Source organism: Paenibacillus sp. J22R3 (assembly GCF_056269305.1).
Map to the genome: position 1 here is coordinate 150086 of NZ_JBWDNS010000001.1, position 25764 is coordinate 175849.

The 25764-nt window shown below is 51.7% G+C and carries 23 protein-coding genes; 18 read left to right on the forward strand and 5 right to left on the reverse strand.

Annotation, left to right across the window (positions count from 1 at the left end):
• Nucleotides 1-61 precede the first annotated feature (61 nt).
• Nucleotides 62-340: a YxcD family protein gene (locus AC0YN4_RS00680; protein WP_090978405.1), complete on the reverse strand. Its 279-nt coding sequence runs from the start codon at nucleotides 338-340 to the stop codon at nucleotides 62-64.
• Nucleotides 341-343: 3 nt separating this feature from the next.
• Nucleotides 344-775, reverse strand: coding sequence for a hypothetical protein (locus tag AC0YN4_RS00685; protein WP_475780561.1), 432 nt, complete (start codon nucleotides 773-775; stop codon nucleotides 344-346).
• A gap of 104 nt (nucleotides 776-879) precedes the next feature.
• On the opposite strand from AC0YN4_RS00685, the gene AC0YN4_RS00690 reads away from it, so the two are divergent.
• On the forward strand, nucleotides 880-1425 hold the full coding sequence (locus AC0YN4_RS00690; protein WP_475834856.1) for a DUF309 domain-containing protein: 546 nt from the start codon (nucleotides 880-882) through the stop codon (nucleotides 1423-1425).
• A gap of 85 nt (nucleotides 1426-1510) precedes the next feature.
• Here AC0YN4_RS00690 and AC0YN4_RS00695 read toward each other — a convergent pair whose 3' ends face one another.
• Together AC0YN4_RS00695 and AC0YN4_RS00700 are read right to left on the reverse strand one after the other, a co-directional pair.
• Entirely contained in the window at nucleotides 1511-2083 is a 573-nt protein-coding gene (locus AC0YN4_RS00695) for a beta-class carbonic anhydrase (RefSeq protein ID WP_475780563.1), read from the reverse strand.
• 55 nt (nucleotides 2084-2138) lie between these two features.
• Nucleotides 2139-2459, reverse strand: a complete 321-nt coding sequence (locus tag AC0YN4_RS00700) for an iron-sulfur cluster biosynthesis family protein (RefSeq protein ID WP_475780564.1) — start codon at nucleotides 2457-2459, stop codon at nucleotides 2139-2141.
• Nucleotides 2460-2577: 118 nt separating this feature from the next.
• Here AC0YN4_RS00700 and AC0YN4_RS00705 point away from each other — a divergent pair, with 118 nt between their 5' ends.
• A complete protein-coding gene (locus AC0YN4_RS00705) occupies nucleotides 2578-4089 on the forward strand; it encodes a carboxypeptidase M32 (RefSeq protein ID WP_475780565.1) in 1512 nt (503 codons plus the stop codon).
• A 60-nt stretch (nucleotides 4090-4149) separates the two neighbouring features.
• Here AC0YN4_RS00705 and AC0YN4_RS00710 read toward each other — a convergent pair whose 3' ends face one another.
• On the reverse strand, nucleotides 4150-5004 hold the full coding sequence (locus tag AC0YN4_RS00710; RefSeq protein ID WP_475834857.1) for a helix-turn-helix transcriptional regulator: 855 nt from the start codon (nucleotides 5002-5004) through the stop codon (nucleotides 4150-4152).
• 135 nt (nucleotides 5005-5139) lie between these two features.
• Between AC0YN4_RS00710 and fabF the strand changes: the two genes are divergently transcribed.
• The 16 genes from fabF to AC0YN4_RS00790 all read left to right on the forward strand — a co-directional run bounded on the left by fabF (nucleotide 5140) and on the right by AC0YN4_RS00790 (nucleotide 25718).
• A complete protein-coding gene (fabF, locus tag AC0YN4_RS00715) occupies nucleotides 5140-6375 on the forward strand; it encodes a beta-ketoacyl-ACP synthase II (protein ID WP_475834858.1) in 1236 nt (411 codons plus the stop codon).
• A 67-nt stretch (nucleotides 6376-6442) separates the two neighbouring features.
• Nucleotides 6443-7435 (forward strand): aromatic acid exporter family protein, encoded by a 993-nt coding sequence (locus AC0YN4_RS00720; RefSeq protein ID WP_475834859.1) that lies wholly within the window; start codon nucleotides 6443-6445, stop codon nucleotides 7433-7435.
• Between the two features lie 123 nt (nucleotides 7436-7558).
• Nucleotides 7559-8113: an outer spore coat protein CotE gene (locus tag AC0YN4_RS00725; protein ID WP_090978422.1), complete on the forward strand. Its 555-nt coding sequence runs from the start codon at nucleotides 7559-7561 to the stop codon at nucleotides 8111-8113.
• Nucleotides 8114-8250: 137 nt separating this feature from the next.
• Nucleotides 8251-9702, forward strand: a complete 1452-nt coding sequence (locus tag AC0YN4_RS00730; RefSeq protein WP_475834860.1) for a putative amidoligase domain-containing protein — start codon at nucleotides 8251-8253, stop codon at nucleotides 9700-9702.
• A 195-nt stretch (nucleotides 9703-9897) separates the two neighbouring features.
• Nucleotides 9898-12633, forward strand: coding sequence for a DNA mismatch repair protein MutS (gene mutS / locus AC0YN4_RS00735; RefSeq protein ID WP_475834861.1), 2736 nt, complete (start codon nucleotides 9898-9900; stop codon nucleotides 12631-12633).
• A gap of 24 nt (nucleotides 12634-12657) precedes the next feature.
• Nucleotides 12658-14877: a DNA mismatch repair endonuclease MutL gene (gene mutL, locus AC0YN4_RS00740; protein WP_475834862.1), complete on the forward strand. Its 2220-nt coding sequence runs from the start codon at nucleotides 12658-12660 to the stop codon at nucleotides 14875-14877.
• The gene (locus tag AC0YN4_RS00745) at nucleotides 14874-15644 is read left to right on the forward strand and encodes a class I SAM-dependent methyltransferase (protein ID WP_475834863.1); all 771 of its coding nucleotides are present in this window, start codon (nucleotides 14874-14876) and stop codon (nucleotides 15642-15644) included. The genes mutL and AC0YN4_RS00745 overlap by 4 nt, the downstream gene beginning before the upstream one ends.
• On the forward strand, nucleotides 15641-16654 hold the full coding sequence (gene miaA, locus AC0YN4_RS00750; protein ID WP_475780573.1) for a tRNA (adenosine(37)-N6)-dimethylallyltransferase MiaA: 1014 nt from the start codon (nucleotides 15641-15643) through the stop codon (nucleotides 16652-16654). The genes AC0YN4_RS00745 and miaA overlap by 4 nt, the downstream gene beginning before the upstream one ends.
• Nucleotides 16651-16890 (forward strand): RNA chaperone Hfq, encoded by a 240-nt coding sequence (gene hfq, locus AC0YN4_RS00755; RefSeq protein ID WP_090635997.1) that lies wholly within the window; start codon nucleotides 16651-16653, stop codon nucleotides 16888-16890. Before miaA ends, hfq begins: the two co-directional genes overlap by 4 nt.
• A 224-nt stretch (nucleotides 16891-17114) precedes the next feature.
• Nucleotides 17115-19715, forward strand: coding sequence for a transglycosylase domain-containing protein (locus AC0YN4_RS00760; RefSeq protein WP_475834864.1), 2601 nt, complete (start codon nucleotides 17115-17117; stop codon nucleotides 19713-19715).
• Between the two features lie 85 nt (nucleotides 19716-19800).
• Entirely contained in the window at nucleotides 19801-20499 is a 699-nt protein-coding gene (locus tag AC0YN4_RS00765; RefSeq protein ID WP_475835552.1) for a peptidylprolyl isomerase, read from the forward strand.
• Nucleotides 20500-20731: 232 nt separating this feature from the next.
• On the forward strand, nucleotides 20732-21286 hold the full coding sequence (locus AC0YN4_RS00770; protein ID WP_090985338.1) for a ribonuclease FAU-1 family protein: 555 nt from the start codon (nucleotides 20732-20734) through the stop codon (nucleotides 21284-21286).
• Nucleotides 21283-21963, forward strand: a complete 681-nt coding sequence (locus AC0YN4_RS00775; protein WP_475834865.1) for a YdcF family protein — start codon at nucleotides 21283-21285, stop codon at nucleotides 21961-21963. The genes AC0YN4_RS00770 and AC0YN4_RS00775 overlap by 4 nt, the downstream gene beginning before the upstream one ends.
• A 118-nt stretch (nucleotides 21964-22081) precedes the next feature.
• A complete protein-coding gene (locus tag AC0YN4_RS00780; protein ID WP_090985498.1) occupies nucleotides 22082-23065 on the forward strand; it encodes an AAA family ATPase in 984 nt (327 codons plus the stop codon).
• 31 nt (nucleotides 23066-23096) lie between these two features.
• The gene (gene hflX / locus AC0YN4_RS00785; RefSeq protein ID WP_475834866.1) at nucleotides 23097-24389 is read left to right on the forward strand and encodes a GTPase HflX; all 1293 of its coding nucleotides are present in this window, start codon (nucleotides 23097-23099) and stop codon (nucleotides 24387-24389) included.
• Between the two features lie 42 nt (nucleotides 24390-24431).
• Nucleotides 24432-25718 (forward strand): methionine gamma-lyase family protein, encoded by a 1287-nt coding sequence (locus tag AC0YN4_RS00790; RefSeq protein WP_475834867.1) that lies wholly within the window; start codon nucleotides 24432-24434, stop codon nucleotides 25716-25718.
• Nucleotides 25719-25764: the final 46 nt, after the last annotated feature.

Here is a 25764-nt window from a genome sequence, read left to right on the forward strand (position 1 = left end):
ATTTTCCGATATTTACAAGCAAAAAACGGGATCGGCGCATCCGCGCCAATCCCGCTTCGAGTTAGTCCTCAATATCTGCCCAAAACTCTTCATCCGCATCCAGTGTAATCTGGGAACGGAATTTCCGCAGCTGATATTGCTTTAACAAATATTGCTCAATGGCTTCCAGCAAATTCGCTTCCACCAAGTATTGACTGCGACCTTGAACCCAAACCTCCGCAGTGTATCCGTATTCCTCGTCCCATGACAGCTGTGCTTCAACATCCGTCGGAGAGACGCCTCTACGATCTGCCATGTGGAGGCAAATAGCGTTTATAATCTCATCCGTGTAAATTCTCATAACTTAGTAGGGTCTCCGCTGATCGGGATGCGAAGGTTTGCGGCGATTCTTGAAGTAATGGAATATACCCCGAATCGCGACAATGACAATATAGATTGCAATCACATTAATGATTAATCCGAACATGTCGCCGAGGAATCCGAGATTGCCGAACATGCCGCCGAACAATAGACCGGCAAGTCCACCGATCATAAGCCCTTTCATAAAGCTGCCGCCGCTGAAGAAACCGCGTTTGCCTGTTGTTGCTGCCCCTGCTTTTGTCGATCCGCTTGTCCCGCTAGTGCTTTTGTTTACATTGTCAGCAGGCTTGGATGGGGTTGACGTGTAGCTCTTCTTCGGTGAAGAAAATTTGCCTCTCGGCTTAGCATCAACCGCTCCAGCGCTGAACGCGAAAAAAAGCGCGAAAGCCATCAGCAATAATAAACCCTTTTTCATCTGTAAGTCTCCTCCTGATATGCTGCAAGAACAGCTGATATTGCCAATCAGTACAATTACGTCTAATATAATCAAAGGTTTCAGTTTTCATTCTCTTTTTGCGAATGATTTTACGGAAATGGGGGATATGGGTGCAATCGAAGCAATATCCGGCGGCATATGAGTCGTTTTTGGTCGAGTTTCATGCGACACGGGATTATTTTGAATGCCATGAATTGCTCGAGGAATATTGGAAGGCGCATGCAGGGGACCCGCTCGGTTCGATCTGGGTAGGGCTCATTCAGATTGCAGTCGGTTCCTATCATCATAGACGGCACAATACCCGAGGGGCGCTCAAGATCATGCGTCAAGCTGAGCTGCGGCTGGATGCGAAGCTGCTGAACGAAGTCGGGCTAGACGGCGAGCAACTGATTGCGATGATAGCGGAGAGAATCGAGGCTATCGAGGATTCTTTGCCATTTACAGATATGAATTTGCCGATTGTTGATCCGGAATTGCACGCTCGAAGCGTAGTGGCAGCGGAGCGGGAAGGGTATGTCTGGGGGGCGCCGAGCCGAATGGATGAAGCGCTCATTAATCGCCACACGCTTCGCGATCGAAGCGATGTCATTGCCGCACGCGCTACCGCAGCGAAGGAGAAGAAGCGGTAGGCAGCCTACAGAAAAAGCTTAGCGATCAAGTTCTGCACAGGATGCGGCAGGCTTGTCAGCTAAGCTTTTTTCGATTACTAATGATTTATTCGGCAGAAGTCTCATAACCGTTAACAACCAGATCCAGCTTGCCGGTCTCCGGATGAATAATCAAGCCATGCACCGGAGTTTGAGCCGGGAGTAGTGGATGATTCTTAATGATGCCAACACTGCGTTCCACGCTGTCTTGCACGTTGTCGAAGCCGGTCAGCCAGCGCTCCAGGTGCATGCCCGAGTTGCGAAGCGTACGGATGGTTTCTTCAGAAACACCGCCTTCGAGCATATGCGAAATGACCACTTCCGGATTGAGTCCTGTCATCCCGCATTCGTGATGTCCAATCACAACGACCTCATCAGCCCCAAGCTCATATACGGCAACGAGAATACTCCGCATAATGTTTCCGAATGGCTGCGTCACGATGGCGCCGGCGTTCTTAATAATCTTCGCGTCGCCGTTGCGTAGATTAAGCGCCTTCGGCAGCATCTCGGTAAGTCTAGTGTCCATACACGTTACGATGACCATCTTCTTCTGTGGGAATTTATCGGTCAAATATTTCTCATACTCACCGTTGGCAACAAATTGTTCATTAAAGGCTAGAATGTCATTGAGTCTATTCATTCGTTTCCCTCCATCCAATTATAAGAACAAGGCTTTCTCTATTTAGTAAATCGTCTTACACTTTCATGAACCGCAAGTTGGCGGTATAAATCTGGCTGTCGCTCTTCAAGCTGAACGAATGGCGCGCTTCATTATAGTCAATCTTAAGGTTTGGCTCGAAGAACACCTCGTAACGGGGTTCGTACCATACGGAATAGGGAGTTCCGCTGCCTAATCGATCGTCCGGGTGCGCATGCTCAAGAAGCTGCAAGGTCGGTACGCCGCTGACAACGCAGCCGCAGCCTTCCGTGTCGTAAAGCAATTTAAGATGTTTACTGCCGCCTTGCATATAAGGAGACAATTGCTCGATCGCAGATGAAGTAAATGAAAATTGCATGTCAAAACTCCTTCCATAGAGGTTGCGTGCAAAGCCAGGATTAGGTTGATTATACGGTTTGCAAAAAGTATGATCAAGTAGTAGCGGCTAAACGTTATGGAAAGGTGATGACAGTTTGATGACAAATAGCACGAAAGAATTGGAATTGTTTGTAGAACGGATTGGACTAATTAAAAGTTACGAGGAGTCAATTGCCCTGCTCTCTTGGGATTTACGTACCGGCGCGCCGCGTAAAGGAATGGATGTTCGTTCGCAATCGATCGGTAATTTGTCCGGTCAAATGTTCAAGCTTGCTACTGCTCCGGAGCTCGGTGAATGGCTGACAGCACTGGAAGAGCCGAGTACTTATGAAGGATTGAATGAGGTTCATAAGCGTCTGGTAACGGAAACCCGTAAGGATTATGATCGCAGCGTGAAGATTCCGCCTAAGATGTATCAAGATTATGTGGTGCTGACCTCGCAGGCGGAAACCTTCTGGGAAGAAGCCAAAGCGAACAACGACTACGCGTCGTTCGAGCCCTATCTGGATAAGATCATTACATACACGAATCAATTCATCGACCTTTGGGGCGTGAAAGGTACACGCTACGACACGCTTCTGGATATGTATGAGCCGGGAATGACCACGGAAGAACTGGACCATGTGTTCGGGGGTCTCCGCGAGAAGCTGGTACCGCTCGCTGCTGCCATCGCTGCATCGCCGCATCAACCGGAAACGGGTTTCTTGAAGCAGACGTACGCGAAGGATGCGCAGAAGAAATTCAGCACCTTTATTTTGAATCAAATGGGCTTTGACTTCAACGGCGGCAGACTTGACGAAAGCGCGCATCCATTCGCGACCGGGCTAAATCCCGGTGACGTTCGGATTACGACGCGTTATCTCAAAGATGATGTGACCAGCGCGTTGTTCGGCACGATCCATGAAGGCGGCCATGCCTTATATGAACAAAATATTCGTCAAGACCTGGTCGGTACGACACTGTGCACAGGCACGTCGATGGGCATCCACGAATCGCAATCCCGCTTCTGGGAAAATGTAATCGGCCGCAGCTTAAACTTCTGGAGCCGGTATTATGGAGACTTGCAGGAGCATTTCCCGAATCAGCTTGACGTGCCGATGGAAGATTTCTACCGCGCAACGAATGTCGTGCAGCCGTCTCTCATACGGATTGAAGCGGATGAACTGACCTACAACCTGCATATTATCATTCGTTATGAGATGGAGAAGCTGATCTTTAATGAAGGTGTGAAAGCATCCGAGCTTCCAAAGCTATGGAATGAGAAATATAAAGAATATCTGGGCATTGAACCGCCATCGGATGCAGAAGGAGTTCTTCAGGATGTGCACTGGTCCGGCGGAGCATTCGGTTATTTCCCATCCTATTCCCTTGGCAACATGTATGCTGCTCAAATGACGGAAACATTGGAGCGCGAAATGCCGGATTTCTGGGAAAATGTCGCGAAAGGCAATTTGCATCCGATAAAAGAGTGGCTCACCGATAAAGTGTATCAGTATGGCAAGCTGAGAACACCGTCCGAGCTGATCAACGACATAACAGGTAAGCCGCTTGATCCGGATTACTTGGTTCGTTATTTGGAGAAGAAATACACGGCTATCTATAAACTGTAGGATAGAGGCCGCTGCTTGCGAGTAATCGCAGGTTGGCGGTCTTTTGCATGTCAAGCGGCGCTACTCCGACTCAGCAGATTCTCTGGCCATGAGCTGCTCTAATTTCCTCTCGGTCATGGAGTCAGGCGCCGGGGTATAGATGCTGCATCGTAAATCGGTTTCACCGTGAACCTGTAGGGAAGTTAGTTGGAACAGCATCTTGCCTGCCTTAGCATGACGGAATTCGATCAGTACCTCCGGAGCGGCACTTACTTGGCTTTTCTCCCATAACGCGGCAAAGTCGGATTGTGTCTGCTTCATTCGGCTGAGGAAATGCTCGTACCATTCATCATCTACGTACTGTCCGTAATAAGCGCGAAAGATAGCCAGAAATCCGCTGACGAAATGCTCCCAATTACCTGCAAGCCGTCTAAATTCCTGGCGTTCAAACAAGAGAGCAATCATATTGCGCTCAGTGGGAGGAAGCTGTTCGAAGTTCATAAAGACATGGGAGGCTGCCTCGTTCCATCCGACGATCTGACAATGCCGATCCGAGATAATGGTTGGGCAGCTGCGAAGCTCCTGCAGGATGCGGCGCAGCGAGGGGCTGATTTGGACAGTTTCCTCCAGCACGCTGCTTAGCCCTGTCCCGCTTTCGAGAGCCAAGGCATATAAATATTTTCGTTCATCGGAAGTTAGACGCAGTGCTGTCGATATGGCGTCTAGTACAGACATGGACACTTTAATATCGCGACCTTGCTCAAGCCAGGTGTACCAGGTATGACTAACTCCCGCTAGCTGCGCGACTTCTTCTCTGCGAAGGCCCGGTGTCCTTCTGCGTCCGCCTGCGGGTAATCCGACCGCTTCGGGGGATAGTGATGTACGCTTCGATTTGAGGAATGTCGATAACGCTTGTAGTCTGGAACGATTGTTCAAAAACCGCACCTCCTTCTAAGACCTGATACTAATAGTATGGTGTTTATTATACTAGGATAAACGACAACTTGTAATAGGATAATGAATATGACACCATAGCATCACAAGAGAGAATTTGAAGGAGGTAGTTGTACGATGGAACGAGTAGTTGTAACCGGTATGGGGATTATTTCGCCGCTGGGTTCTGATATTGATACGTATTGGCAGGCATTGATTAAAGGGCGGTCGGGTATTAGGCCGATCGATCGATTTGACGTTACTCGCCATAAAGCGAAGATTGCCGGTACTGTGGTAGATTTTGATGCGGAGGAACGGTTCGGTCGCAAGGAAGCAAGGCGCATGGATCGATTCTGTCAGTTCGCTCTGGCAGCTGCAGATCAGGCGTGGGCGGATGCCGGACTGCAGAAGGATGAGGTTGATGCGGAACGCATTGGCGTCTACGTGGGCTCGGGAATTGGCGGGATCGAAACCCTGCTTCAGCAGGATGCCGTATTGCACGAACGCGGACCTGAACGCGTGAGCCCAACACTTGTGCCGATGATGATATCGAACATGGCAGCAGCCATGATCAGTATCCGTTATGGGACACATGGTCCGACGCTCTCACCGGTGACCGCCTGTTCCATTGGCAATACTGCCATCGGCGAAGCGTTTAGGCTGATCAGAAGTGGAGCTGCGGATATTGTAATTGCAGGCGGCGCAGAAGCGGCTATTACGGAAATTTCATTAGCCAGCTTCGGCAACGCGACATCGTTGTCTACGCGCAACGATGAGCCGGACAAAGCAAGCCGACCGTTCGATCAGGGACGTGACGGCTTCGTAATGGCAGAAGGCGCGGGGATCGTGATTTTGGAATCGGAATCCCATGCGAAGCGGCGGAATGCACGCATTCATGCCGAAATTATCGGGTATGGTGCAAGCTCAGACGCGTATCATATGGTAGCGACCCACCCGGAAGGGTATGGACCCTATCTGGCCATGAAGGCAGCGCTTCGGGAGGCTGCTGTTGATCCTGATCAAGTGGACGTCATTTTTGCGCATGCAACGAGCACATCTATCGGGGATTTATCCGAGACGATTGCAATTAAGCGGGTTTTTGGTGAGAAAGCCAGCCACATTCCGATAACAGCGATCAAATCGATGACAGGTCATATGCTTGGCGCTGCAGGCGGCGCTCAAGCGATTGCCTTAATGAAGAGTATTCAGGAAGGCATCATTCCGCCGACGATCAACCAAGAGAATTCAGATCCGGAATGCGATCTGGATTATGTACCGAATCATGCAAGGCAGGCTGAACTGCAAATTGGCGTGAGTAACTCGTTTGGTTTTGGCGGACATAATGCCGTTGTTGTATTCAAAGCGTATAGTTGACTCGCCTCTTACGAGAGGGGTACGATAGTGTCAAAATAAGTTAGCGGCTATCGGCTAAGGAGCAATTATGGGAATCCGCGTTATCAAAACAGCTATAGCGGCGCTTGCCGCACTGTATACGGCACATTATCTCGGTCTAGACCCGCCGCTGTCTGCGGGCTTACTCGCCATTCTCGGCGTAGAAGTCACCAGGATGAAAGGGTTACGAAGCGCTTTTGACCGATTCATGGCATCCGTGCTCGGATTGTTCTTTGCTTCATTATTATTTATGCTGCTCGGGTTCCACCTCTGGACGATTTCGATCTTCGTGCTGTTTGCTTTTCCTATCTTGTCTCGGTTTCACCTCAAGGACGGTATCGTAACGAGTGCGGTTATTGTCTTCCACGTCTATGCCAAGGAAGAAGTTACGACTGCATTGATCGGCAACGAAATCATGCTGCTTTTAACGGGCCTGGGCTGGGCAACCGTCATTAATTTTCTCTATATGCCCAAAGAGGAGCATAAACTGGTTGAACTCCGGCATGTGACGGAGGAGAAGTTCGGCCGAATCTTTCAAACGATGGCTGCGACGCTTCGTTCGCCGTCCCTTGTGTGGAACGGAGAAGAGCTGCTTGATGCGGGGCGGGCGATTGAGGAAGGCATCCGGCGTTCGGAGATCGCCCGCGAGAATCGGGTATGGGGGCAAGGCAGTGCGTACAGCCGCTATTGGCCGAATTATTTTGACATGCGCCAGCAGCAGCTGGACTCCATCAGTTTGATGTTAACGCAATTGGCGTTAGTCTATGAATCATTGCCGCAGGGCGAGCTTGTTGCAGAGCTGTTCGAGCATTTGGCTGACGATGTGAAATCTGAGGTGTACGAGGGAAAAGTCGATGAGATGCGATTGCAGCTGGAATCCCGCTTCCCTTCTATGCCGCTTCCCGTAACCCGCAATGAATTCGAAATGCGAGCGGCGCTGCTGCATGTGGTGCATGAGCTCCAGCGCTATCTCTCGATCGCAAAACGGCTCAAAAAACAAAAAAACAGCCTGAAGGCTGCGGCGCGCGAAGCAAACGTTTAATGGAATTCTGCTAATAATATGAATTAGCCTATAAAATTTGTACATGTCAAAAAGAAATAGTCACCCTAGACGAATGTCCTGCATACACTTTAATTGAATGATTGTATGGAGGAGGTTAGATCGATGGCTTATGCAGATAAACAGCTTAAGGCTAGAGAAATTATTACCAAAGCTGTCTGCGGCAAAGGTCGTAAGTTTTCCACAGTAACTCATAACGTTACGCCGCCTCATCACCCAACTAGCATCTTGGGCGCTTGGATTATTAATCACCAATATGAGGCGGTCCGTTCCGGAGACGGGATCGAAGTTATCGGTACTTACGATGTCAACATCTGGTATTCTTACAACAAAAACTCGCAGACTGACGTAGCGAAAGAAACATTATCCTACGTCGAGCATGTGCCGCTCTCCTATCTCGATCCGAAGCACCGGGCTTCGACCGAGGAAGTATCTGCGGAGTCGACGCAAGAGCCTAATTGTATCGAAGCTAACATTTCGTCCAGCGGGAACAGCGTCGTTATTCGCGTGGAGCGCGAGTTTGCGGTCGTTCTGGTGGCTGAAACGAAGGTGTGGGTAGCTACTTTGCCGGGCGGTTCGGATGACGGCAAAGATTACGATTACGGTGATGATGGTGACTTTGAAGATTTGGATCCGGAGCTGCTCGACGACGAACTGTAATTTTAGCGGGTTACAGTTAGGTTAATGTATCGTATGCGAGAGCGGGGAAAGATTCGAGGGCGAGAGCCCTCTTTTTTTTCGATAAATAGGGGAATACGCGTGTTTATTGCAAAAGAGAGCGATCGGAGTTGGCGGCGATGGCTGGCAGGGTATGGATGAGCAGTGGTGCGGAATGGGTACCTTTCGGCGGAATCTCGGAAAGGGCAGGTTGGGATGGCGGTCCGGACGCCGGGGACGCTGTCCTTGTGGGGCGCAATGGGATAGGCTTGGCTGACGGATGGCGCGAATTGGCCAAGCAGCCGATTGTCATCAATGCCGGCGCTGCGGCTTTCTCGGTCTGGGACGAGGAGGAGGTGCGCAGGCGGCTCGTGCGTGCAGGCGCTGCGACGTGGCCAGAGGAGTCGGGAGAGAATCGAGTCGCGAGTTATGATGTGTCGTTGTTCCAGCTGCTCCCTATCGCGGTGGAGCGGAGGCGAAAGCGAATTGGTGGCCAGGCTGAGGTGCTGCCGGGTGCATCGAACAAGGAGATCCTACCGGAGGACTCACGTTACAAACCTTTCGTTCGATTAGCCGTTCGTGCGCTCTATGCTTGCGGCTTGGATAATGGGATCGTCGAGCTTGCTGAGGGGGAGCAGGGGCGGTGTTTTGTCGCACGTATCATGCTTCCGTCGTTGGCGGACTATAGTAAGGGACGTTGGAAGGAAGCGGTGCTGCGACTACAGGCTGAGCTTGTGGCGGGAACAACTGCTTCATCATCCATTCTGATTGGGGCTGATCCGGAGTTTCTGCTGCTTGATGGGGATGGCAGAGTGGTTTCGGCGGCCCGTTACCTGGAAGGCGGTCATGGAGCGGGCTGTGATGCCGTAGTGGTGCGAGGGCAGATTCGGTACCCGATCGCCGAGCTCCGGCCGGCACCGGCTGTAACGCCGGATGAGCTTGCGCGAAACATCCGCAAGCTGCTGCAGCAAGCCTCGCAGCGAATCCCGAGCGAACCGCCGCTTCGCTGGGCGGCAGGTGGGATGCCTGCGGCAGGGTTTGCGTTAGGCGGCCACATCCACCTAAGCGGTGTTTCCTTGACGGGAAGGCTGCTGCGACTGTTGGACAGCTATATCGCGTTCCCGTTAGCGATGATCGAGTCCTGGGCGGAGCAGGCGCGCCGTCCGAAATACGGCTTTCTTGGCGATTTCCGACTTCAGCCGCATGGCGGATTCGAGTATCGCACGCTGCCGAGCTGGCTTGTTTCGCCGCTTGCTGCGAAGGCAGCTTTTGCCCTGGCGCTGCTTTGCGCGCGTGAAACAAACACGCTCAGCTACTGTCCAGCGGAAGAGGAGCGGTATGTTGCCGCTTATTACGTTGGTGACAGCGAGGAGCTGCGCGGCTGTCTGGATCAGTTAGCCTCGTCGATGGCCTCGACGAGTTCCTATCGTGAACTGGCTCAGTGGATCGAACCGCTGTTCATTGCGATTCGCGAGGGGAAGAAGTGGGACCCGGAGGCGGATCTGCGCATGAAGTGGCGTATACCCGTCGGGAATGGGGAGGACAGATCTCCAGCTAATCATGCGAACCGCTCGGTGCGGACGATTGAGTAAGGCGATGGTATAGATGTGTTGCTCTAGGAGCAACACAATCCCTCGAAAGGTGTGCCAGCGGCGAATGAGTAGCTCAAGGAGCAATAATGTGTAGAGTAGACTAAGGCGCTCCAACCGGAGTGCTTTTTCTGTTATAATGAAGGTCTGTTTGTTCATAGCACGCAAATCTACGTAAATTCATATAGGAGGGGCCGCATGACTGCATATACCCCGATGATTCAGCAATATTTGGGCATCAAGGAAGGCGCGAAGGACGCGATTCTGTTTTTCCGTCTGGGCGATTTTTATGAAATGTTCTTTGACGATGCGATCAATGCATCTAGGGAACTGGAGATTACGCTAACCGGCCGTGAAGGCGGGGGCGACAAGAAAATTCCGATGTGCGGCATACCCTATCATTCCGCTGAGGGATACATAGCCCGATTAATCGAGAAAGGCTTCAAAGTTGCGATTTGCGAACAGGTGGAAGACCCGTCCGCTGCCAAAGGTGTCGTGCGCCGTGAGATTATCCGAGTCGTAACGCCGGGTACGGTGATGGAATCGAAGTCGCTGGCGGATAAAGCGAACAACTTCATCGTAGCCGTCTCAGAGCTTGGCGGCGCATTCGGCGTTGCCGCTTGTGATTTAACGACTGGCGAGCTTTATGTTACATCGTTCTCCGCTGCGCAAGAAGCGTTAACGGATGAAGTGAACGTGTACCATCCTTCTGAAATCGTCGGAGACGCGGGAGCGATGGAGCAGCTTCGCTTGGCAGCAGCGGTTTGGAACCGTCCGGTTCTCTTCACGGAGAGAACGCCGATGGATTCGGATCGACTCGCGCAGCAATTCAGTCAACTGACGCTGGATTCGCTGGCCCCTGCCAGACATCGCGCAGTCAGCTTGCTGACCGGATATCTGGACGAGACGCAGAAGCGCTCGCTGGGTCACGTCAGACGGATCTCCGTCTATGAGCCGAACCAATATATGATTCTTGATCCGTTTACGAGACGCAACCTGGAGCTGGTTGAAACGGTACGCGACCGTAATAAGAAAGGCTCGCTTCTATGGCTGCTGGATCGTACGCGCACCTCGATGGGCGCCAGGCTTCTGAGAAGGTGGATCGATAAACCGCTTCTGTCGAAGTCGACGATTGATGAGCGGCTTGAAGCGGTGGACAGGCTGTATGGCAATTTTATCTTGCGTGACGAGCTGCGCCGTGAATTGAATGAAATCTATGACTTGGAGCGGCTAGTCGGGCGGGTAGCGTATGGAAGTGCCAACGGTCGTGATCTGAATGCATTGAAGTCTTCCCTCCAGCATGTGCCTGCCATTGCAGCGCTCTGTGCGGAGTCAGACTCTGAGACTTTACGCAAGCTGGTGAAGGACGTCGATCACTGCGCGGATCTGGCCGAGATGATTGAGACGGTCATCGTGGAAGAGCCGCCTGTTTCCGTACGCGAAGGCGGATTAATCCGAGCCGGATACGACAGCTACTTGGACGAGCTTCGCGAAGCGAGCGTGAACGGCAAGAAATGGCTGGCAGAGCTGGAACGCAGAGAGCGTGAGGCGACCGGAATTAAGTCACTGAAGATCGGCTACAACAAAGTATTCGGTTATTACTTAGAAGTGTCCAAAGCGAACATTGGCAGTCTTCCTGAAGGCCGTTATGAACGCAAACAGACGCTAACGAACGCAGAGCGCTACGTAACACCGGAGCTGAAGGAGAAAGAAACACTGATCCTCGAAGCTGAAGATAAAATGGTTGACCTGGAGTATGCCAAATTTGTTGAGCTCCGCGATCATCTGAGCGCTCATTTGCACCGTCTTCAGAAGCTCGCAGAAGTGCTGGCTGCCCTTGATGTGTTCCAATCCTTGGCTACCGTCAGCGGCGAGCAGCGTTATGTGAAGCCGAATGTGACGGAAGGGTATGATTTTGTCGTGCAGGAAGGTCGTCATCCCGTTGTCGAAGCGGTCATGGACGCAGCGTTCATTGCGAATGATACATCGCTTGCTAAGGGTGTAGATAAAGCCTCCATGCTGCTCATTACCGGACCGAATATGGCTGGAAAAAGCACGTATATGCGCCAAGTTGCCTTGGTCAGCATCATGGCTCAAATCGGCTGCTTCGTACCGGCGAAATTCGCGGAGGTCCCGCTTATTGATCGCATCTTCACGCGTATCGGCGCAGCAGACGATCTGATCGGCGGCCAAAGTACGTTCATGGTGGAGATGAAGGACATCCAAATCATGACGGAGAAAGCAACGGCTCAAAGTCTAGTCATTATCGATGAGCTGGGGCGCGGAACATCGACTGGAGAAGGGATGGCAATCGCGCAAGCGGTCATTGAGTTCGTCCATCATGAAGTCGGCTGTAAAGCACTTGTCTCGACGCATTTTCATGAATTGGCTCATCTGGGAGATACGCTTCCGCGTTTGGCGAATGCCTGCATGGCTGTTCAGGAAACCGGCGACAATGTCACTTTCCTGCGCAAGTTGGTCCCCGGAGCGGCCGGAAGCAGCTATGGCATTTATTGCGCGCAGCTGGCAGGCTTGCCAGGCAGCATAATCGAGCGAGCGTATTCCTTACTGGAGCTGCACACGGATCAAGAAAACCTGGCTGCTGCCGCCGCTGCGGTTAAGCTTCCTTATGTCGCAGAGGCTGCCGCAGCATACGCAGCGCCTTCTGAAGAGGCAGAAGTGGTTCCCGCAGCAGTGGAATTGCCTCGCAACGTTGAACCTGTTCATGTTCCCGAACCTGCAGCAACGGTTGGAGTCGTGCAACTCTCCATATTTGAAGAAACGGCTCCAAGCGCAGGCAAGCAGCGCAAAGGTAATACCCGCGCAGAACAGCTGGCTGAGCAGCTGCGGAAGCTGGACCTGTTTAATTTAACGCCGATGCAAGCGATGCAATGGCTGAATGATATGAAGCTCAAGCTAAACGACGAGCAATGATAGCTCAGGAGGTGTATGGTCGAGATGAGCAAAATCCGTATTTTGGACGAGCAATTAGCCAACCAAATCGCCGCAGGCGAAGTGGTGGAGCGGCCATCGTCCGTTGTTAAGGAACTCGTGGAGAATGCGGTTGACGCAGGCAGCAGTGCCATCGATATCGTAATCGAAGAAGGTGGACTAACCCTTGTGCGCGTGACAGATAACGGTTCCGGCATTGAGGGCGATGATATAGAGACGGCGTTCTACAGACACGCAACGAGTAAAATTTCCTCCAGTAAAGATTTGTTCCGCATCGCAAGCCTGGGCTTCCGCGGCGAAGCGCTTCCGAGTATTGCCGCCGTAGCCCGCGTTGAATGTGTGTCATCACCGGAGAAAACCGGACTTGGCCGCCGTCTGGTTATAGAAGGGGGCAGCATTACTGCGAATGAAGAAGCGAATGCGCCGCAAGGAACGGATATCAGCGTGCGCGAGCTGTTTTATAATACACCTGCCAGGCTTAAGTATATGAAGACGATCCAAACGGAGATCGGTCACATCGCGGATTACGTGAACCGCTTAGCTCTCGCACATCCGGGAGTTGCTTTTACCTTAAAGCATAACGGAGGGTTGCTGCTTCGCACGCTTGGAAGCGGTGATCGTTTGCAAGCTTTCGCGGCGATTTATGGTACGGCGACGGCCAAGGCGATGCTGCCGGTTTCCGGCGAACATCCGGATTATGAGCTGCAGGGGTATATTTCTAAGCCCGAGCAGACGAGATCGAACCGCAACGGGATAACGATCGTCGTGAATGGCAGGTATATCAAGAGCTTCGTAATTAATCAAGCGATTATGCAAGCCTATCACACGCTGCTTCCGATTAACCGATTTCCTATGGTTGTGCTCGAGCTCGGCATGCATCCGAGCTTGCTGGATGTCAACGTTCATCCTTCCAAGATGGAAGTGCGATTCAGCAAAGAAGCCGAATTGCGTGAGTTCATTGAGGAAGCCGTCAAACGCGCGCTCGGCAAGCAGCGGCATATTCCAGGTCCGGCTGCGACAACGGAACGCTCAAAGCCGTTATTTGTCCAGGATCGTATCTCCTTCCATCAACCGGATGATACGTTCCAGAAGGCAGCGCCGCCAGCAGCGCCTCTAACTGCCACGCCAAGCGGTCTGTCGGTTTCCGCAGCAGAAATCGCGGCAGCACTTCAAATTGCCGAAGAAGCGATTGCGAGCAGCAATCCGAGTGATCCCAAGGGTGCAGCGACACAACAACCGCAAGCGCGGCAGTCGTATCAGACTTCGACCTTGTCGGATAAGGCGCAGTCGATGGGGATCGGAAGCTCTCGCAGTCAAGAGAGCCGCAGTTATTCCCCGGATTGGCAAGCAGGAGTCAATCGAACTGCTGCCATTCCTAAGGATGCGACCGAGCGTCTCTACGCGCCACCAAGCGCGCAGGGGGCGATCGCACGGGAATCCGGGCTGGACTACGCGCCGAACAGCGCAGAGAGCCAAACTTCAGAGCAAAGCAATGCGTCTGCTTTGACCGCCGCTGCCGTGGATGCGCTTGAGTCTGACTCTGCGCAAGGCAGCGCAGCAAGCGACTTCACCGGTGCGCGTGCCGTCGCTTCAAGCTATGCGGCTGAATCTCAGCCAGCGCGTGATCCTGCAACGCCTTCGTTCCCTGAGCTCTATTGGATCGGCCAGCTTCACGGCACGTATATCATCGCTCAGAACGAAGAAGGACTCTTCTTGATTGATCAGCATGCGGCGCATGAACGAATCAATTACGAGTATTTCTTTGAGAAATTCAGCAGGCCGGAGCAGGCAAGTCAACAGCTGCTCGTGCCGCTGACAATGGAGTTCACCCAAGCGGAGGCTGTTGCCTTGAAGGGTAAGCTGCATTACATGCAGGAGGCCGGCGTCGAGCTTGAACCGTTCGGGGCGCATACGTTCCTGGTTCGCTCCTATCCGGAGTGGCTGCCTGAAGGCGAAGAACACAATGTCATCGAAGAAATGGCAGAGTGGCTGATCGGCGAACGCGGATCTATCGATATTGGCAAGATGCGTGAGAAATCTGCCATCATGTGCTCCTGCAAAGCATCGATTAAAGCTAATGATAGATTGACGCGTGAGGAAGGCGAAGGATTGTTGCATAGACTTGCGGCATGTATCCAGCCTTACACCTGTCCACACGGCCGGCCGATTGTCGTTCATATGACCACCTATCAGCTGGAGAAGATGTTTAAGCGGGTGATGTCATGATCGTAACGACGCCGCACAAGCCTACACCTGATCAGGTCGCCTATGCAGCCGGGCTGGCAGAAGAGCTTGGAGGGCGCTATGTCCCTCGCAAACAAGACTCGCTTAGCCTGCTCAGAACGAAATATGGCGACAATCGCCTGCTTGTTGCAGACGACCGGGGACTGCGCTATTATGAGGAATCGGAAGAACCGCTGTATTTTCATCCCAGCATGGCTTATGTACGTGTGAAACGGATGCGCAAAGGCGAATCAGATCCGCTTATCTCGCTAACCGGCTGTCAGCCTGGCGATCATGTTGTTGATTGTACGGCTGGTCTCGGCTCAGATGCACTGGTGTTTGCCTATGCGGTTGGCGAGGAAGGCCGCGTAACGGCGATTGAAAGCGAACGGATGTTATACACTGTCGTTCGTGAAGGGCTGAAGACTTACGAGACCGATCACGCGGATGTGAACGCAGCGCTGCGTCGAATTGAAATGCGCAATACGAACCATCTCGACTATCTGGCCGCATTGCCGGATAAGAGCGTGGATATCGTTTACTTTGACCCGATGTTCCGCAAGCCGATGCACGATTCATCAGCGTTACAGCCTTTGCGAGGACTCGCCAACAACGATGCGCTTCAAGAAGAATCGGTCCGTCAGGCCACCCGTGTAGCCCGCAAAATGGTTGTCCTCAAGGAGCACCAAGGCAGCGAAGAATTTCGGCGGCTGGGCTTTGAAAGGCGGCATATGAATAAAATAGCTTACGGAGTGATTCTGCCAACATGAGCTCAGCGACAACACATACAGAGAGCAACAAGCCAAAGCTGCTTGTGCTGATCGGCCCGACAGCAGTCGGTAAAACAAGATTAAGCCTGGAGCTCGCCAAAGCTTTCAATGCCGAAATCATTTCCGGCGACTCCATTCAAGTGTATAAAGGAATGGACATCGGTACTGCCAAAATCAAACCTGAGGAGCGGGAGGGCATTCCGCATCACTTGATCGATATTTGCGAGCCGACCCATTCCTTCTCGGTCGCGGAATTTCAAGAGCGCTGCGCGGCGCTTATTCCGGAGATTGAGAGCCGGGGCAAGCTGCCTTTTATCGTAGGCGGTACAGGCCTTTATGTGGAATCAGTCGCCTATGGCTATGATTTTGCCGAAGTAGGCTCTGATGATGCCTATCGGGAAGAGCAGCGCCTCTATGCGCTTTCGCATGGGGCAGAAGCGCTCCATGAACGGCTTCGCGCCGTCGACCCGGAGGCAGCGGATCGGCTGCATCCCAACGACCAACGCCGCGTCATTCGCGCGTTAGAAGTTCATCATTTGACAGGTACGACGGTTTCGCAGCAGCTGGAAGGACAGAAAAAGACTTCCCCGTTCGAACTCTGTATTATTGGACTTACAATGGACCGTGCGAAGCTGTATGCAAGGATCAACGAGCGAGTGGATGCCATGATGGATGAAGGGCTTGTCGACGAGGTGAAGAGGCTGCTGGATGACGGTGTTCCGGCTAATGCCGTCTCGATGCACGGACTTGGCTATAAGGAAATTGTCCTTTATTTAGAAGGTCATCTCACGCTTGAAGAAGCCGTTGAACTGCTGAAACGCGATACAAGACGTTTTGCCAAAAGACAGCTTTCTTGGTTCCGGCATATGAACGATATCCATTGGGTTGATACCGATGAAAATTTTCACAAGAATTTGCAAGCAATTTATGGTATAATAGCAGGAAAGTTTAAGATCGATATTGAATATACTTTTAACCAACCTTTTGACGATGGGGGTAACGCGCAATGAACAAATCAATCAACATTCAGGATACATTTCTGAACCAACTCCGCAAAGACAGCGTGCCGGTAACCGTTTATTTGACGAACGGCTTTCAAATCCGCGGTGTCATCAAAGCATTCGACAACTTCACGATCGTCATTGACAGCGAAGGCCGTCAGCAAATGGTGTACAAGCATGCGATCTCGACCTTTACCCCGCAGCGCAATGTTTCGCTCATGCAGGTTCAAGACAACGAAGCGTAACTTCCGGAGCGCATGTTTTGAAACCTTTTCAGAACATGTAACGTTTAATTGGATAGCGGCACGACAGAGCAACCCTTGCGACGTGCAGGGTTGTTCTTTTTTTTGGCGGGCAGGAAAGCACGTGATGAAGATGTTTCAAACCTCCTGTTGCCGTTTAGACATATAGGGTATAAATAGAGAGAGTGCACAATTAGGTGTGAGAGAACTGGAGGGGACCTGAGCTTATGGCTGATGGACCACGCAGCACGAGGAACAAGAAGGTAGAGAAGAAAGGCAAGAAAACCAACAAAAAACGTAAATGGGCCGTCTGGCTGTTTTTTACCGGAGCGGTTGCCATAGTATGCGGCATCATCGGTTATTTGTTGATTATTTTGAACGGCGAACGGATTCTGGCCGAGAACCAGGATAAATTCATATTGCCGGAGTCTTCGACGATTTATGATGCGAAGGGCAAAGAAGTGACCAAGCTGTCTCAGGCCGGCGGAAATCGCGAAACGGTGGAGTTTGCCGAAATTCCATTGCTCATGAGAGAAGCCGTAATTGCGACAGAGGACCGCCGCTTCGAGGAACATTCCGGGATTGACCTTTATTCAATCGGAAGAGCGGTTGTCAAAGATATCGTAGCTCGCAGTGCAGTAGAGGGCGGCAGTACAATTACCCAGCAGCTCGCGAAGAATTTGTTCCTGACCCAGGACAAAACCTTCTTCCGTAAGGCGACGGAAGCCTCCATAGCCGTTGCATTGGAGCATAAGAAGACCAAAGACGAGATCATTACGATGTATTTGAACCGGATTTACTTCGGTAAAGGTGCTTATGGGATTAAAGAAGCAGCAAGCTTTTACTTTGATACGGAGCTTAAAGATCTGAAGCTATGGCAAATGGCGACTTTAGCGGCAATTCCGAAGGCACCGGGCAATTATAACCCGATTAATAATCCGATTAATTCGCAAGAGAGACGATCGGTAGTTCTGCAGCTTATGTTTGACCAGGGTTATATTACGCAGGCTGAGATGGATGAAGCGAAAGCCGTTGAGTATAAGCGTCCGGCAAATCAAACAAGTACGACGGACGATTCCAACCTTACTTTCATTGATTACGTCGTCGATGAAGCGGTAGAGAAAAGCGGTTTAACCGAAGAAGAACTGCGGGTTGGCGGTTATAAAATCTATACGACGCTGAATACGCAAGCCCAGTCGGTTATGGCGCGTGAATTTGAAGATGACGACAACTTCGAGAAGAGTGTCGACGACAAGCAGGAGCAAGGTGCAATGATCATCGTAGATCACCGAAACGGTGAGATTCAAGGGATGATCGGCGGCCGCGACTATGTGAACAAAGGATTGAATCGGGTGGTTCAGCCACGCCAGCCGGGTTCGGCCTTTAAGCCGATCACGGTATACGGACCGGCGATTGAGAGCGGCGATTGGTTCCCTTGGTCGATTCTGCAGGATGTGAAAACGTGCTACGGCTCGTACTGCCCGTCCGATTCGAACAAAGTGAAATACATCGGTCCTGTCCCCATGCGGCAGTCGTTGAAAGAGTCCCGCAACGCCTCAGCTGTATGGCTGTTAAATGAACTCGGCGTGAAAACCGGACTGAAGTTCGCGGACAAAATGGGCTTCGAGCTCGACAGCTCCAAAGACCGCAACCTAGCAATCGGTCTTGGCGGATTAACTAATGGGGTTACTCCTTTTGATATGGCAAGAGCGTACAGCGCTTTTGCTAATGAAGGCAAATCGGTAGATCCTCATGCTTTGATCAAAATCACCGATAAAAACGAGGAGGTTCTTTACCAATATGACGCTCCTCAACCTGAACAGCTGATGAGTCCGAAAACAGCTTACTACATGACAGATATGATGCAGGCTGTAACCGAGAAGGGCGGTACCGGTACGGCAGCACGTATTGATCGTCCGGTAGCAGGTAAAACAGGTACAACGCAGCATGGTATTCCGGGCTTGAGAACAGGTAATAATCGCGATGCCTGGTTCGCCGGTTATACCGCTGAATGGACAGCGGTTGTTTGGATGGGCTATGATATTACGGACAAGAATCATATGATCAAGAAGAGCAGTGCGCAATCCGCCGCCATGTTCGGTAAAGTCATGAAAGATGCCATTAAAGGTGTCAAGAAAGACAGTTTCGCTAAACCTTCCGATGTACAAGAAGAGAAACCGCCGGTTGGCATTACGAATTTCAACGCGATCTATGATGAGGCTGCTGCGTTTGTGAAGCTGTCGTGGTCGCCAATTGAAGGGGAAGGCGTTCAGTATCACGTGTATCGGAAGGAAGCGAGTGAGAAGGAATTTACGAAACTGCTTGATTCCTTAGAGCCGGCTGTTGATGATATGACCGTTGCACCTGGGATGAGTTATACCTATTATGTGACGGCTTACGACGCGAACAAAAATATGGAAGGGAAACCTTCCGATCAATTGACCGTGGAAATTCCGGAAACGGAAATTACACCGCCGCCAACGGATGAGCCAGGCGGAGAAATTCCACCGGGTGACGGCAATGAAACGCCTCCCGGCGATGGAGAGCCAGGCGATGGCACAACTCCGCCGGGTGATGGGAATAACGGTGGTGAAACGCCGGGCAATGGCGGAGAAACCCCTGGAAATGGCGGAGAAACGCCGGGTAACGGTGGTCAGCCGACCGATCCAGGGAATGGCAATACGCCTGGGAACGGAACAGGCGACTCCGGCAATATGCCGGGAGGTGACGGTTCCGTTCCGGCGGATGGCCAGCCTGATCCGGGAGCGGGAAACTCGAATGGCAACGGGAACGGGGCGACTAACTCGCCCCCTCCTACGACGCCATAACTGAACGAAGCAGCTAAGTCATCGACACAGTTGCTGACTGATGCTGACTACCATTACGCAACGCTTGGAGGATTTTCAGATTATGATGAACCGGACTGCACTCGTATTCATCCTATCAGCCATGTTAATTGTTACGGCTGGATGTGGAGCCAAAACCAACAACTCGGTTCAAGAGAACCAAGGTACACCTACAGAATCAGTAGATAACACCACCACCGGCGGTGCTGCAAACGAGGAAGAATCGCCGAAGTCCTGGTCGGAGATGCCTGCTATGGCGATCGACAAGGAGAAGGCCTACAACGCCACATTCAAGACAAACAAAGGTGAGTTCACTATAGAGCTGTTTGCAAAGGATGCACCCCAAACCGTTAACAGCTTTGTATTCCTCTCTAAAGAGAAATTCTATGATGGCGTTAAATTTCATCGGATCATCAAGGATTTCATGATTCAAGGCGGAGATCCGCTGGGTAACGGAACAGGCGGTCCCGGCTATACGATCCCGGATGAGTTTAATAACGGACATAAGTTCGAGGCAGGCATTCTTGCCATGGCGAATACAGGGCAGCCTGAAAGCGGCGGCAGCCAGTTCTTTATTTGCACTGGTACCGGCGCTGATTTCCTGAACACGCAGCCGAATTATACGATCTTTGGTAAGGTTACGAAGGGGATGGATATTGTTACGGCAATTGCGAATACGCCGGTTGGACCTGGTAATGGCGAACCGACGGACAGCAAGCCGACAGAGGATGTAACGATCGAATCTGTCAGCATTTCGGAGAAATAAGCAAGTCCCACATGGAGAGCAGCCGCGCTGTTCTCCATATTTTTATACTCGGACAAGGAGGGCTTGGTTTATTTTCCCGGGTCGCTGGAGATAGACGGTAAGTTGTGGTAAGCTTTTTTTAATGAGGTAATTCTACCCTGCTGCATGAGTATTTGACAGGAACCAGTCGTGCAGTTGTATGCGTTCTGCGCCGCAACTTAAGGGCGCGATCCTAACGGAAAGGTCGTTCCGTATGAAACGAAAATTTTCTGACCGAGCCAATTGGCGCCGCATCCTGCGTAGAAGCTATACGTGCCTCGCGATGGACGCAGACGAGTTTAAAGGACTTGTGACGTTCTACCGCATTCACGAATTGCGCGAACCGCTTTGGAAAGAATACAATGGGCGGAAATTATGCCTGGCTGACCGCGGATATTTGTGGATGCAGCATTTCCCTCGCGGTGAACACTTTGTCGTAACGACGATGTTCGATGATAAGAACCGGGTCGTTCAATGGTATATCGATATTTGCAAGACACAAGGTCTGACGGATCAACAGGTGCCTTGGTTCGATGATTTGTATCTGGATGTTGTCGTGCTTCCGAGCGGCGAGGTATTCCTTCTGGATGAAGATGAACTGGAGGAAGCCGTGAGTCAAGGAACGGTGACGAACAAAGATGCCGCGCTCGCACGCAAGACAGCGGGCCGACTCTTGTCCACGATACGTAACGGACGGTTCCGTTATTTCACACTTAGTCTGAAACATCGAAAGGCACTTGCCCAGAACGGTGAGCTAAGTGAATCATGAAGCAAACGGTCATTTCTAAACGAACCCATAAGCGCAGTGCGCGCAGACGGACGAACAAATTCTTCCTCCTGTTGCGAATCTGCGCTTGGGTCATGGCCCTAGGGGCATTCTGGTGTGCTTATCTGCTGTGGGTCATTAACAGCTATGAGATGCCTAAGCCTGTCCCCAAAGCGGATGCTGCTATCATTCTGGGTGCAGCGTTATGGTCTGATCAGCCAAGCCCCGGACTGCGTGAGCGGTTAGATTTGGGCCTTCAATTGTACAAGCAGGGCAACGTCAAGTATTTCATTCTGTCCGGCGGACATGATCATAATGGGTCAACGCTTTCAGAAGCAGAAGGGATGCGGAATTACTTGGTGTCCAAAGGGGTTCCGGCTGAACGGCTGGTGCTGGAGGAAGACTCCCGAAGCACCTACGAGAATTTATTGTTCAGCAAGCCTTTGGCGATGAAGCGGGGCTGGACGAGTCTGCTGGTTGTATCGCATGATTTTCACGCTCCGAGAGCTGCTGATATCGCTTCCTATCTGAACTACCCTGCAGAAACGACTGCAATTGGTCTGAAGTCTCAAGTCTTGTCTATTGCGTTCAATCAATCTCGTGAAGTGCTGGCATTTACGAAGTGGAAAATGGATGAATTGCTGCTTCGAATGGGCGTCCAACTGCCGAATTCGTTCTGATGTAGAGCGGAGCGCGGCTCCCTTTGAAAACTGTTAATATGGCTGAAATCACTAGAATACAATGGATTATACGTGCAGCTTATGCCGATGATTCAGCGAAGGATAGGTGATGAAGCAGATGGACGAACGAGTTGTATCAACAGGAGGGAACGGCAGCGGCAGACCTTCGCGGCAGATCAATGTGGTGCTGCGAAGCAGTGAGCCTTTTGCATCCACAAGCAGCTCGGCGCAAGCGCTGGAGAGTGAACCGGTAGCGGTTGCCAAACCGTTATCCGCCAATGATCCGTTTCTCGAAATCGGGCGTGAGCTTGATTCGATGGTGGGTCTTGATAATGTAAAGCTGCTTATTTATGAAATCTATGCGCTGCTGCAGATTACCCGGATGCGTTCAGATGCCGGATTGACAGGCGGCTCGCATGTGTATCATATGATTTTCACAGGAAATCCGGGTACCGGCAAAACTTCGATTGCGAGAATCGTTGCCAAGCTGTTTAACAAGATGGGCGTGCTCTCTAAAGGGCATATGATCGAGGTAGAGCGGGCGGATCTCGTCGGGGAATATATCGGGCATACGGCGCAGAAAACACGTGATTTGGTGCGCAAGGCGCTGGGCGGCGTGTTATTTGTGGACGAAGCGTACAGCTTGGCTCGAGGCGGGGAGAAGGATTTTGGAAAAGAAGCGATCGATACGTTGGTCAAAGCGATGGAGGATCATCGGAACCAATTTGTGTTGATTTTGGCCGGATATCCGCTTGAGATCGAGCATTTCCTCTTAACCAACCCCGGACTTCCGTCGCGGTTTCCGATTCAGATCGATTTCCCGGATTATTCGATTGATCAGCTGATTCAAATTGCGGAGCTGATGGCGAAGGATCGGGACTATACACTCATGCCGCAGTCTGTATTTAAGCTGCGTCAGCATTTAATGCAAGAGAAAACGATGACTATGTTTGCGTTCAGCAATGCACGCTATGTGCGTAACGTGATCGAGAAGGCGTTTCGGCACCAAGCGGTGCGTTTATTGAATCAGTATCCTACAGGGTCGCCGGGGAAACAAGAGCTGATGGCGGTTCGTCCGGAAGATTTAAAGTGGGAAAAGTAACAGGCACGTATGAAGGAGTGGCAATCAACCTATGCGTCAATCTACGTATGATACCGATACGGATTTACAAGACCGAGCGATACTTGTCAGCTTGGTGACACCGAATATTAAACGGGGCTCAAGCGATCCTGAGCTTTCTCTGCAGGAGCTTGTGAGCTTGGCCGAAACAGCAGGCGTGCAAGTGCTCTCGTCGATAACGCAGAACAAAGAGAAAGTCGATACAAAGTGGTTTATCGGTAAAGGCAAAGTCGAGGAACTAAGGGCAATGTCGGAGGAGCTGGGTGCAACAACGGCCATCTTCGATCAGGAGCTGTCCGGCGCACAGGTTCGTAACCTGGAGGAAGCACTGGATTTGAAAATCATCGACCGGACGCAGCTGATCCTCGATATCTTCGCTCAGCGAGCAAAGACGCGTGAAGGGATCATTCAAGTTGAGCTTGCTCAGCTTAGCTATTTGCTTCCGCGACTTTCCGGCCACGGCAAGAATCTGTCGCGGCTTGGCGGCGGTATCGGGACGCGAGGTCCCGGTGAATCCAAGCTTGAAACCGATCGCCGTCATATCCGGGATCGGATCACCGATCTGAAGAACGTGCTGGATGAGGTCGTGAAGCACCGTACGCTACACCGTGAGCGCAGACGGAAGTCCGGCGTGCAGCAGGTTGCTTTAGTAGGCTATACGAATGCAGGTAAATCAACGCTATTGCGAGAATTGACGCAAGCCGACGTATATGTTGAGAACCAATTATTCGCTACGCTGGATCCTACATCCCGGAACTTAGAACTTCCAAGCGGCAAAGAAGTGGTGCTGACGGATACGGTAGGATTTATTCAGAATCTTCCGCATGACTTGGTTGCGGCTTTCCGGGCAACACTGGAAGAGGTATGCGAAGCGGATTTGGTGCTTCATGTCATTGACAGTGCATCTGAAATGCGCGAGGAGCAAATCTCCGTCGTGAACAACATCATGCGTGACCTTGGCGCTGACGGCAAACCGACGATTATGGTCTATAACAAGATCGATATGTGCCTAGGTGACGATCATCAGTTCATTCGTGCAGGCGGACAAGATACGCTCGTCATGAGCGCGTTCAATAAAGATGATTTGCAGCGACTGCTGCAGACGGTTCAAGATAAGCTCAGCGGAGATACGCGTGTGTTCAAGCTGCCGGCCGATCGTGGCGATCTGATCGCGTTAGCTTACCGCACAGGCGACGTCATTGAGCAAGCTGTCGATGGGGACATTATTAAGCTGACCGTAGAACTGAACAAGCAAGATTTCGAAGTGCACGGGCACCGTCTTGCAGCTTATGCGGAACAAGTATAACAACTCGATAAAGATGAGATACATGAGGAGAGACAGAGGAAAGTGAAACAGCAAGAGAGTGAAAATTGGTTAGAGTTAACGAAGTGGGCGGAGGCTGCAGAGATGCAGGCCGCCCCTGTTTTTCGTTCAATCGATGGCATCAGTGAGCGCAATCAGTGGAAGGTTATTGATGCTTTCCAGAAGCACCGCGTCAGCGATTATCATTTCAACGGGTCGACGGGATATGGCTATAACGATCGTGGACGCGAAGTACTGGACTTGGTATATGCGGACGTTATGGGCGCGAAGGCGGCGCTTGTCAGGCCTCATTTCGTATCCGGTACCCATACGATCAGCTGCGCCTTATTTGGGCTTCTTCGTCCGGGGGACGAGCTGTTATACATAACGGGGAAACCGTATGATACGCTGCATAAAGTCATTGGTAAACCCGGTGATGGGAAAGGCTCCCTACAGGATTTCGGCATCGGCTACGGGGAGGTCGCTCCATTAGGGGATGGCTCGATTGACTGGGAGACGGTCGCGGCACGCATGACAGAGCGGACTAAAGTCATTGGCATTCAGCGCTCGCGCGGATATGACTGGCGTGCATCATACACGGTTGCTGAAATCGGAGAAATGGTTAAACAGGTGAAGGCATTAAAGCCTGACGTGTACGTCTTCGTGGACAACTGTTACGGCGAGTTTACCGAAGAGCTGGAACCGACGGAAGTCGGCGTTGATTTAATGGCCGGCTCGCTGATCAAGAACCCGGGCGGCGGTATTGCCCCGACCGGCGGATACGTTGCCGGCACGAAGAAAGCTGTAGAGCTGACGGCGTACAGACTAACAGCACCGGGAATCGGCGGCGAGGTTGGAGCCACGCTCGGGACGCTTCGTGCGATGTACCAAGGCTTGTTCTTGGCACCTCATTTGGTCGGACAAGCGCTCAAGGGCAGCGTCTTCGGCGCGGCCATGTTCGAGATGCTCGGCTTCGAGAGCAATCCGCGTTACGATGCGCCGCGAACGGACTTGATCCAAGCGATTCGCTTCGATCGAGCGGAACAGCTGATTGCCTTTGTACAAGGTGTGCAGAAAGCATCGGCGGTCGATGCTCATGTGGTACCGGAACCGTGGGATATGCCCGGGTACGAGCATCCTGTGATAATGGCTGCGGGAACCTTCATGCAGGGGGGCAGTTTGGAATTGTCAGCCGACGCTCCGATCCGGGAACCGTACATCGCTTATATGCAAGGCGGGCTTACTTACGCGCATGTCAAATACGGTGTTCTGAATGCTTTAACGGTACTTGCTGAACGCGAGTTGGTTGTAATTAAACCTTACACGACTTGACACGTTTTTGGCAGAGCGGTACAATGGTAGCATATATCAGAAACTG